An 11,128-nucleotide genomic window follows, 5' to 3' on the forward strand; every position below is an offset into this window, starting at 1 on the left:
CGATGAATTGTTTTTCGGTAGCATGTCCCGTTATTTTCATGATTGTTAAAGTGTCTAATTTACCATAATGGATTGTTGCGAAGGTTCTTCGCATTGTATGACTTGTTACTAATTGCCACTTTGGAAATTTACCAATAACTTTTCTTCTTGTTTTTTCATTCATTTTTCCACCTTCAACAATATCCGTCACACCTGATTCCTCACAGACCTTTTTAATATATTTGTTGAAGTTTTGATCACTTATTGCTCGAGGGAGTTCGCCATTTCTTTTATTTAAAGTTTTTTCAACTTGCTCTAGTACCGGGATGATAACGGGAATATTTGTTTTGTAATTAACCAATTCAATAAACCCATCTGTGAATTTATCTTTTTTTAAAGTTAATAAATCTGAAATTCTTAATCCTGTCCATATACCAATTATTAACCAATCTCTTGCATTGTCGAGGTAGCTCAAAGGCTCAAATTCTTTGTGAAATATTTTATTTATTTCATCTTCTGTTAAAGCTATATCCTTAGTGGTATTTTTAGGGCAAAAGAAATCAGGAGATTTGAAACTTTGATTGACGGTTAAACCATTTCTTACAGCGTAATTTAAAAACGTTTTAAGGTCTTCTATGTAGCCTCCAACAGTATTTGGGTTTAATTTTTTAGAATCTCTTAAATACTCTGTAAATGAAGTGTGAAATGGAATATCAATTTCTGAAAGCCTAATTTTTGTATTTGTTACTTCTTGATATTCATTAATCCTTTTTAACGTGGTATTATAGTGTTTAATTGTTCTTGGCGCTAATGGTTTACCAGTCTTTTTATTGGTTCGTAAAGAAGATTTTTTTATAAATTCATCTATGAATTCTGTTAAGAAATAATGTGAATCGTCAATAGTAGATACTGAACGATTAAAATAATTGCCAATTGCTGTTTTAAGCCATTTTTTTGTGATAGGTATTCCTATGCTATTTTCAACAGTGTACCTTTCCATAATGTATGGTTGCAAATTGTTGAGGTGACTGTTTACTTTTGTTCTGTAATCTGCTACTGCTAGATTTTTTACCCTTTGTTTTGTTTTACTCCAATGACTTCTTTCAATATATAAATCAATCGGCATTTCAAATTCAAACTTACTTCCATGTTTAAATCTTAAATATATGGAGGTTGGGTTATTTTTTCCGTGTAGTCTGAAATTTACTGTTGCCATTTGATTGTTTTTAAATTATAGGCAAGTTAGTTAAATTCCCCATATATCCCCCTAAAGTAATAAACAATTTTGAATAACATTAAACATTTTTGTAAAATGGTTTATATATATTCCTTTTGTTTATGGGGTTTTATATGTATATTTGTGTAAAGTTGTTTAAATGTGTTTAATGAATGTGACTCTCCCCGCCCGCACTAAAAAAAGCTTCTCATTTGAGAAGCTTTTTTAATTTAAGATATTGTTTATTTAATTATGTAAATTTAATAACCTCCATTTCCCATTCCTTGTTGTTGTCCTCTGCCTCGTTGAGATTGTTGTCCACGGCCACTTTGATTTTGCTGATTTTGAGGAGCTTTAGGGCTTAATTTTTTTAATTCTGCTTCTTGGTATTTAAGCCAGGTTTTATATTGTTTTTTAGAAAGTTCTTTTTCAAAAGTTGTATTCAAGGTGTTTTTTTGTAATAGAATTTTTTCTCGAATAGGAGCTAACATTTCACTAGCTTGCATTTGTGATTCTTTTATAGTACTAAAATCACGATTTAGTGTAGCTTCATTTCTTTTTTTAGCCAAAAACGTACTCACATCATCAAATGTTTCATAATTAAATGTTTTTATTTCATTTATTTTATTGTTGTGCTTGTAAATGGCTTGCATAACAATTGTTTTTAGCGGTGCTTCTTTAATTTTTAATTTTTTAATTACAGCTTCGTAATCATACATGATAATTCTTGCCATATTTTGAGGATTCACTTTAGGTTGTTCCATTTGTGAACCTTGCCCTTGTTGTTGCGAAGAATTTTGGTTATTTCCTCTTTGCTGAGAAAATAAGACACTAGAAAAAGTTACTAGAAGTGCGAGTAAAATATTGTTTTTAATTTGTTTCATTTAGTGGTTTATTAAAAAAATAATTTGTAAAAATTTGAAGTTATAAAAGTAAAAGTATTTAGTGCTATATATGTAAAAGGTTAATGCATTAACTAAACTTTAACGCATTAACCTTTTAAATTTTTGCTCAGTTTTTTGATAAAACTATGCTTTTTTAATTTTTAAGTGTTTCTTTAATATTTCATTTAATATAGTTTTACTTATTGGTTTTGAAATAAAATCATTGCAACCAACTTCTATAGATTTATGGATGTCACTAGATGTTGAATAGGCAGTTTGAGCAATTATTGGTAAATTTGGATTTATTTCTTTTATGAGTTTTGTAGCTTCAAAACCATTCATATGAGGCATTTTAATATCCATTAAAACAAGATTAATGGCTGAATTATTTCTGCATATGTCTACGGCTTCTATTCCGTTTTTCGCATGTAAAATGGTACAATCAAATTTCATGGAGTCGTGTAGCAAAGTTTCTAAAAACAAATAATTTACCTCTTCATCTTCAGCAATAAGTAGTGTAGGTTTGGCCTCGTTAGTTTCAGGTGTTATCTTTTCTTTTGAAATTTTAAAATTTAGTTTTGTAGGTGTGTATGGAATAATAACAGTAAAAGTAGCTCCTTTTCCTTTTTCAGATTCTAAGGTAATGGTTCCGCCTAACAATTCAGAATTTTCTTTTGCAATAGATAATCCTAAACCTAAACCACCAAATTTTTTAGACAGCTCTTTTTCTTCTTGGGAAAATCGATCAAAAATTGTTTTTTGGTTGATTTTGTTTATTCCAACCCCTGTATCTTTTACAAAAATCTCTAGTTGTGCAGGTTCACTATTATTTAAAATATAACCAAATTCAATATGGCCCTCATTGGTAAATTTAAAAGCGTTTTCTAATAAATTACTTAGTATTTTATTTAGTTTCAATTCATCAGTAAGTACCGTGCTTTCTGTATCTAAAAGCCCTTTTTTTAAATATAAAGGTATTTTGTTTTCTTTTGCTCTTATTTCAAAAACTGAAAATAATTGAAGCATTATGGTATTTAAACATGCTTCTTTATTATTTGCTGTTACTTGTTTTGTACCTAATCTTGATATTTCTAAAATATCATCAATAACCTGCATTAATTGGTTTCCGCTATTTTTTATAATACTTCCAAAATATTTTCTTTTGTCTTCAGTGGTGTTTGAATCGCATAATATTTCTGAAAAGCCTAAAATACCATTTAATGGTGTTCTAATTTCATGAGACATGTTGTTTAAAAATTCTGTTTTCAACTGGTCGCTTTCTTCAGCCTTTTCTTTTGCTTTTTTAAGTATGTTGTTTTGTATTTTTAATTTTATCTCTGCATTTTTAATATCAGTGATATTAACCATAGATACAATAGCAGTATTATCATCTAAAAGCACCGATTTTATAATTACAGAAACGATGCTTCCATCACCTTTAACTAATTTAGTTTCTCTAACAAATTCTTTATTATTTGAAGCCAATGAAACAAGCTCATCTTTAAAAGTTTTAGTAGATGTTGCATTAAAATTTTTACTTAAAAAGATTAGGAGTTCTTCTTTAGTTGATAATCCTAATAAATCTAAAGTAACATTATTTGCATTTAGCACTTTTACTTTTGAAGCACATTTTAAAACAAAATCTTGGTTTTCATTTAAGTATTTTTTTAAATTTGAAGTTTGTTTTGATTTCCTATCAAGAAGGGCTATTACTTCTGAAAAATCTTCTTCCCAAAGTGAAATAGGACTTTTTTCAAACAGATTACTAAACCTATTTTTACTTTTTAAAAGAGATGTGTTTTTTTCTGATAACTCTGAGCTAACTAAATTTAATTCTTCATTTTGTTTTTCTAATAATTTTTGATTTTCTTTAAGTTCTGTAATATTTTCTTTAATTGCTAAATAATTAATTAGTTCTCCTTTCTCGCTTTTTATTGGAGTTATGGTTGTTTGTTCCCAAAAGATTCTTCCATTTTTGTTTTTATTCTGAAATTCACCATTCCATACTTTTCCAGATGAAATGGTTTTCCATAGGTTTGTATAATATTCTTTAGATTGTAGTCCGGAATTTAAAATTTTTGGATTTTTACCTAAAACTTCTTGAGCTGTATAGCCAGTTGTTTCAGTGAATTTCGGGTTTGTATATTCTATATTTCCATGAATATCTGTAATAACTATAGAACTAGCACTTTGTATAACGGCAGTTGATAATTTTATATTTTCGTTTTCAATTTTTTTCTTCTGTGTAATATCTTGCGCTATTGTTAGTATATGTAGTTCACCATTGTACTTAAAAAATCGTAAAGACAGACTCATTGTTTTTATAGAGCCATTTTTTAAAGTAATATTGACTTCAAAATATGAAACCTTTCCCTTTTTATTCAATTCAGTTTTTATTGATGCTATATCTTCAGCATTAACGAAAAGGTTAATGTCTCCAGCTTTACAGCCAAGGAGTTCACTATACGTGTAACCAGTAAATTTGGTAAATGATTTGTTGATGTATGTAAATGTGAAATCTGATGCTTTTGTTACACTTATTAAATTAGGTTGGGCATCAAAAATAGTACGGAAATACAATTCGTTTTCTTCCGCTTTTTCTTTTAATTTAATTAGTTCAAATTCTATATTTTTTTGTTCTGTGATTTCTTGTAATGTACCAAATGAGCGTATTGGTTTTCCTGTAGAGTCATAATTTCTAGTCCCTCTTTGAATTACCCATTTTTCAATATTATTATTTAAGAGCAGCCTAAATTCAAAGGTGTAGTCAATTTTTTCTTCCAAATTATTTTTTAAAGAATCATAAAAAAAATCTTTATCGTTTGGGTGGATAAATTTCTGAAGCGTTTCAAAAGATGGACAATATAAAGACTTATCAATTTCTAAGATTGTGAAAATTTCATCAGACCAAGTTAAGGAGTTTTCAATTAAATTATAATCCCAATTGCCAATTTTTCCTATTAATTGTGCTTCTTTTAACTTATGTTCATTCTCTTCAGTGTTTTTTTTTAATTTCTGCAGTTCTAAATTTTGTATTTTTAATTCTTTTTCAGTGGCTATTCTTTCTGTAATATCGTTTCCTTGTGCAATTGTTGAAATTAAGTTTTTATTGTCATCATAAATATTAGCAGAATTCCAAAGTACAATTCTAGTATCACCATTTTTACATAAAATAGGAATTTCAATAGTTTCCCAAAAATCACCCGATAAGGTTTTGTTAATTTCCTCTTTTGTTTGCTGTATGCTTTCTTTCGGAAATAAGATATCTAATTTTTTCCCAATAATTTCTTCTGAAGAATAACCGGTTAAATGCTCAAATGCCTTATTAAATCGCTGAATTTTAAATTTTGTATTCCAAACAATTATAGGCGTATTTGCGTAGCTAATTAAATTTTCTAAATATTTTTTGTTTAAATCAATATCACTTACCGATTTAAAATCAGTAGTGGCAATGTTGTATTTTTCTTTTTTTTCATAGTATTCAACCTTTTTCAATAGCTCATCGTAAGTTGGTTTCGTGCTCATATGGAAACTTATATAGAGAGTTGCTTAGTCTTTCAATCTATTATTAGAAAAAAACACTTTGCAATATACTTGTTTTTTTCTAATTTATTTAGGGTTAAATAAAATTCAATCCGAATGAATTACTCGAATTTAATAATAAATGGATTGCTTTAGATGATAAAAAAATAATTTTTATTTTAGGAACTAATAATATTGCTATAGGTTAAAAATGGATTGAAAATATTAATTCTTTTTTCTTAAATTTGAGATGTATTAATCTTTTATTAGATGTTTAAAAAACAGCACATAACTACGTTAACAAAAACATACAGACAATTGTTTGAATGTTTAATGTTCTATTCTTCGCTTTCATAATATTTTCTCAACAATTTATTAATTTATCTTTTTTCAGAAGTATCAACCTGAAGTTCATTTAGTATTTAAAATTATGAAAACAGTACAAAAAAACATCCAGCCAGAAAGATCAGCATTATCAGAAGGTAACTTCTATTCATCTTTAAAAAATAAGATAGGTCCAGGAATGAATGAAAGAATTCAAAAACTTAGAAAATTAAGTTTTGAATCAGAGCCTTCATTATCCATTGAAAGAGCTTTAATTGAAACAGCATTTTACAAACAGAATTACGGGAAATATGCGATGCCTATTTTAAGAGCATTTAACTTTCTGGAAATATGTAAGCAAAAAACAATTTATCTTGGTGAAGACGAATTAATTGTTGGTGAGCGTGGACCAAAACCAAAAGCTGTTCCAACATTTCCAGAATTAACCTGTCATACCGTTGAAGATTTTAAGGTGTTAAATACACGTGAAATGCAGCGTTATACTATTTCACAAGAAGATATTGACACGTATGAAAGCGAAATTATTCCTTATTGGAGTGGTAAAACTATGCGAGAACGTATTTTTAACCATGTTCCAAAAGAATGGAGTAATCTTTATGAAGCAGGTTTGTTTACTGAGTTTATGGAGCAACGAGCGCCAGGACATACAGCATTAGATGGAAAAATTTATAAATTGGGGATGCTCGATTTTAAAAAACTAATACAGGCAGAAATTGAAAAACTAGATTTTTTAAACGATCCAGAAGCTACTGATAGAAAAGAACAATTAGAAGGAATGGCTATTTCCTGTGATGCTGCAATTGTTTTTGCAGAACGTCATGCAAAATTAGCTGAAGAACAAGCCAAAACTGAAACCAATCTAAAACGAAAAAAAGAACTTCAAAAAATAGCTGAAGTTTGTAAATGGGTTCCTGCAAATGCTCCAAGAACATTTTATGAAGCCATACAAATGTATTGGTTTGTACATTTAGGAACTATCACAGAACTGAATGGTTGGGATGCTATGAACCCAGGTCATTTCGATCAGCATTTAACTCCTTTTTATGAAAAGGAAATAGCAGAAGGAACGTTGACGCGTAATGAAGCAAAAGAGCTATTAAGTTGTTTTTGGATTAAAGTAAATAATCATCCAGCGCCACCAAAAGTAGGAATTACTGCTAAAGAAAGTGGTACTTATAACGATTTTACAAATATTAATATTGGAGGTGTTAAAAAAAATGGGGCTGATGGTGTAAGTGAAGTCTCTTATATTATGTTAGAAATTGTTGAAGAATTACATGTGCTTCAACCAGGAAATTCTGTTCATGTGAGTTCAAAAACACCAGACAGATTTTTGAAAGAGGCTTGTAAAGTTATTCGGCAAGGACATGGATATCCTTCTATTTTCAATCCAGATATTTATATTCCAGAAATGTTACGTCAAGGAAAATCTTTAGAAGATGCTCGTGAAGGTGGATGTAGTGGTTGTATAGAAGTGGGGGCTTTTGGAAAAGAAGCTTATATTTTAACTGGTTATTTAAATGTTCCAAAAATTATTGAAATCACGTTAAATAATGGGATTAATCCAGTTACGGGTAAACAAGTAAGTATTAAAACTGGAGAACCAAGAGATTTTAATAGTTATGATGAACTGTACAATGCCTTTTTAAAACAGTTGAATTATATTGTAAATCAGAAAATTTTAGTGAGTAATTATATTGATAGAATGTTCGCAAAATATAGTCCTGCAACCTTTTTATCGGTAGTTATAGAAGATTGTATCACTAAAGGAAAAGATTATTATAATGGTGGACCCAGATATAATACCAATTATATTCAATGTACTGGTTTAGGGACAGTTACAGATAGTTTGTCAGCTTTGAAGAAACACGTTTTTGAGGATAAAACCTATTCAATGGATACAGTTTTAAATGCAGTTTCAAAGAATTTTGAAGGTGAAGAAATATTACGTCAAACAATCATCAATAGTACCCCTTTTTATGGGAACGATGATAATTTTGCCGATGATATTGCTTTGCAAGTGTACAATGATTTGTTTGAAGCAATAGATGGAAAACCAAATACAAAGGGGGAAACATTTCATATAAATATGTTGTCTACTACTTGCCATGTGTACTTTGGAAAAATTATGGGAGCAACACCAAATGGTAGATTTGCTCAAAAATCAATTTCAGATGGAACATCACCTTCACACGGAGCAGATACCAATGGGCCTTCAGCAGTTATAAAATCAATAACTAAAATTGATCAGGTAAAATCTGGTGGTACTTTGTTGAACCAACGGTTTTTGCCAAGTTTATTAAAACGGGATGAAGACCTTATGAAGTTGACTAATTTAATTAGATCCTATTTTTCTTTGGGAGGACATCATATTCAATTTAATATTGTGGATACAGCAACATTGTATGCGGCACAAGAAAACCCTGAAGATTATAAAGATTTGTTGGTAAGAATGGCTGGTTATAGTGATTATTTTAATGATATGAATGCTGATTTACAACAGGAAGTTATTGATAGAACTGAAAACGAGTCGTTTTAAATGAGTACAGGTTTAATTTTTGATATAAAAAAATATGCCATAAATGATGGCCCTGGAATACGGATGACCGTTTTTTTTAAAGGCTGTAGTTTATCTTGCAAATGGTGTCATAATCCAGAAAGTATGTCGCCAAAAGTTCAAAAAATGTTCAATGTTAAAAAGTGCATTGGAGCTGTAAAATGTATTGATAACTGCCCTAATAATGCATTAGAGTTAACTCCAGAGGGAATTAAAACAAATTATGATTTATGCAATTTGTGCGGGAAATGTGCTGAGGTTTGCCCAACCAAAGCCTTCGAAATGTTAGGTTCAACAATTTCAATTTCAGAATTAATGAAAAAAATTGATAATGAAGCTATTTTTTTTGATCAGTCGGGTGGTGGCGTAACATTTTCTGGTGGAGAACCTTTAATGCATTCAGCATATTTATTAGAAGCCTTAAAAGAATGTGGAAAGCGATTTTATCATAGAGTAGTGGATACTACAGCATTTGCAAAACAAGAGATTTTGTTAGAAGTTGCCAAACACACTGAACTTTTTTTGATTGATTTAAAAGTAATGGATTCTAAAAAGCATAAAGAATTTACAGGTGTTACAAATGAAAAAATTCTTTCAAATATTATTGAATTGGCTAAAACAAATTGTGAAATTATTTTTAGAATGCCATTAATTAAAAATGTAAATACTTCAGAAAAAAATATAATAGAAACAGCAATGTTTATTAATTCTTTGGAAGGATTTAGAAATATTATTAACCTACTTCCATATCATAATATTGCTGAAAATAAACATATAAAGTTAGGAGAACCAACAAGTTTCATTGAATTTGAAACACCTTCTGAAGATGAAATTCAAAAAGTAATCTCAATATTTAAAGATTATGGCATAAAAGCAACTATTGGAGGTTAAGAACTATCTTAAACTCCACTTTGCATAACTGCTAGATTTTTCTAAATTATTTTCTAAAGTGTCAGGTAAGGCTGAAAAAAAATCAATTCCTGTTATTTCTTCAATTTCATCAATGCTTGTAACAAATTGATACAGTCCTTTTTCTGACTCTTCATGTGGTATTAAAAAAGCAATTGCTTTTATTTCAGGTTCTGAATTGTCTAAAATAATTTTATAAAAAAAATCAGGAACCGCAACATGTTCACTTCCAATGGTTTTCAAGTTGGGTGATAAAACACCACCAGTTACTATAAATAATTTAGTGTGTTTTTGAGCCCAATAACGTACTTTTTGTTCTAATCTATTCCAAATGCCATTATTAAAATCGTGATTTTGAGGTGAAATGTTTGAAGTCAAAAAAGTTTCATTAAATGCTTCTTTAGAAAATTTCATATCACCAGCAGGGCATAAGTGACCTTTATCATAACCAGAGTTTGAGTAATTTTTATAATAAGCACTTTTTGTAGTTACTTTAGAATCATAGATAAAATAAGGACGCTTAAAATTTTGGTTTGTAATTTGTTCTTTCTTTAATTCATAAGCAACCCACTCAGCTTGCTCGTATTTTTCATGGTAAGAAAGGGAATAGTATTTATGCTTAACTACTTGGTTTGTGGTTGAAGTAGGATTTAAATCGACAGTTGATTTTTGTTGGTTTGAATTTTCTAAAACTTCTACTTTTGGCGATTTGTCTTCAACAAAATTATGGTCGTAAATATAAAATCCAATAGCGAAAATTAATGGGATTATGATGTAAATAGGTTTTCTATTTTTCACTTTTTAGAGGAATTTCTGTGAAATTACCTGTTTTAGGAAGATCTTCGAAAATTGAAACAAACTTTGGTGGAGGTGAAGTTAATTTTCGTTTTATTAAATCTATCCAAGCGCCATATACTTTAATTTCCGCAGCTAATTTACCAGCTTCATTAAAAATTTGATGATTAAATCGCCATCGTTCTATACCTTTTGAAACACCTTCCAATTCCATTTTCACGGTAATATCTTCACCGATGTGAATTTCTTTATAAAACGACGTTTCTTCTTTAAATAAAATTGGACCAATATTTAATTTGGCAAATTCGTTTATTGAAAGTCCGTGTTCTTGAAAAAAACGTACTCTTACTTCAGCTGCATAATCATTATAAGCTGTGTGGCGCATATGGCGATTTGGATCAAAATCTGACCATTTTGTGTGGAAGGTTCTTTCGAAATTCATATTCTTGTTTTTGAGGAGGCTAATTTAAGTTAAAAAAAAGAGTCGAAAAATATTCGACTCTTTTTTTAGAATAATTTTATCAATATGGATAAAATTAATTTTTAACCAAGTGGTATTGCGGTTTTATTTTTAATTCACTTAAAACATTTAAGGCTTCTTCAACATACATATCTTTTTTCAAATTTTTATGCCAAGCAATACGTTTATCCGCTAAATCTTTATCGTCTTCTAATAAAGGTTGTTCATAAAGTGGGGAAGTATAAGTTAAATTACTTGTATAATCTCTAAGAGATTCATATTTCAATGATTCATTTTCAAGAGCTTCCAAATCTTTTTTATAAGTCTCATAATTCAAATAGATAAGCGTGTCATCTTGAGATTTTTTTAGCCATTTTGCATTTTGGTCAATTAATTTAAAATAATTGTTAGTTGCAATTCTTTTTTTACTATTGTCAATTGCTTGTTCAAAATTTTCATAA

The 11,128-nt window shown here is 29.1% G+C and carries 8 protein-coding genes; 2 read left to right on the forward strand and 6 right to left on the reverse strand.

Going from position 1 to position 11,128, the window contains the following annotated elements:
* The 3 genes from ABY863_RS10400 to ABY863_RS10410 all read right to left on the reverse strand — a co-directional run.
* Window positions 1-1,195 (reverse strand): tyrosine-type recombinase/integrase (locus tag ABY863_RS10400; RefSeq protein ID WP_372794538.1); only part of this gene is annotated, 1,195 nt, incomplete at its 3' end.
* 260 nt (window positions 1,196-1,455) lie between these two features.
* Window positions 1,456-2,079 carry a hypothetical protein gene (locus ABY863_RS10405; RefSeq protein WP_372794540.1) on the reverse strand — a complete coding sequence of 208 codons (624 nt, stop codon included), beginning with the start codon at window positions 2,077-2,079 and terminating at the stop codon, window positions 1,456-1,458.
* 144 nt (window positions 2,080-2,223) lie between these two features.
* A complete protein-coding gene (locus ABY863_RS10410) occupies window positions 2,224-5,604 on the reverse strand; it encodes a PAS domain S-box protein (protein WP_372794542.1) in 3,381 nt (1,126 codons plus the stop codon).
* A gap of 427 nt (window positions 5,605-6,031) precedes the next feature.
* Here ABY863_RS10410 and hypD point away from each other — a divergent pair, with 427 nt between their 5' ends.
* Together hypD and ABY863_RS10420 are read left to right on the forward strand one after the other, a co-directional pair.
* The gene (gene hypD / locus ABY863_RS10415) at window positions 6,032-8,485 is read left to right on the forward strand and encodes a trans-4-hydroxy-L-proline dehydratase (RefSeq protein WP_372794544.1); all 2,454 of its coding nucleotides are present in this window, start codon (window positions 6,032-6,034) and stop codon (window positions 8,483-8,485) included.
* Window positions 8,486-9,394, forward strand: coding sequence for a glycyl-radical enzyme activating protein (locus ABY863_RS10420; protein WP_372794546.1), 909 nt, complete (start codon window positions 8,486-8,488; stop codon window positions 9,392-9,394).
* Window positions 9,395-9,397: 3 nt separating this feature from the next.
* Here the strand turns inward: ABY863_RS10420 and ABY863_RS10425 are convergent, their stop codons facing one another.
* The 3 genes from ABY863_RS10425 to ABY863_RS10435 all read right to left on the reverse strand — a co-directional run.
* Window positions 9,398-10,210, reverse strand: a complete 813-nt coding sequence (locus ABY863_RS10425; protein ID WP_372794548.1) for a DNA/RNA non-specific endonuclease — start codon at window positions 10,208-10,210, stop codon at window positions 9,398-9,400.
* Window positions 10,200-10,649, reverse strand: a complete 450-nt coding sequence (locus tag ABY863_RS10430) for an acyl-CoA thioesterase (RefSeq protein WP_372794550.1) — start codon at window positions 10,647-10,649, stop codon at window positions 10,200-10,202. The genes ABY863_RS10425 and ABY863_RS10430 overlap by 11 nt, the downstream gene beginning before the upstream one ends.
* Before the next feature lie 94 nt (window positions 10,650-10,743).
* Window positions 10,744-11,128, reverse strand: a 385-nt coding sequence (locus ABY863_RS10435; protein ID WP_372794552.1) for a carboxy terminal-processing peptidase, incomplete at its 5' end; no start/stop codon positions are given.

It is taken from the genome of Lutibacter sp., from assembly GCF_041562875.1.
Lineage (GTDB): Bacteria > Bacteroidota > Bacteroidia > Flavobacteriales > Flavobacteriaceae > Lutibacter.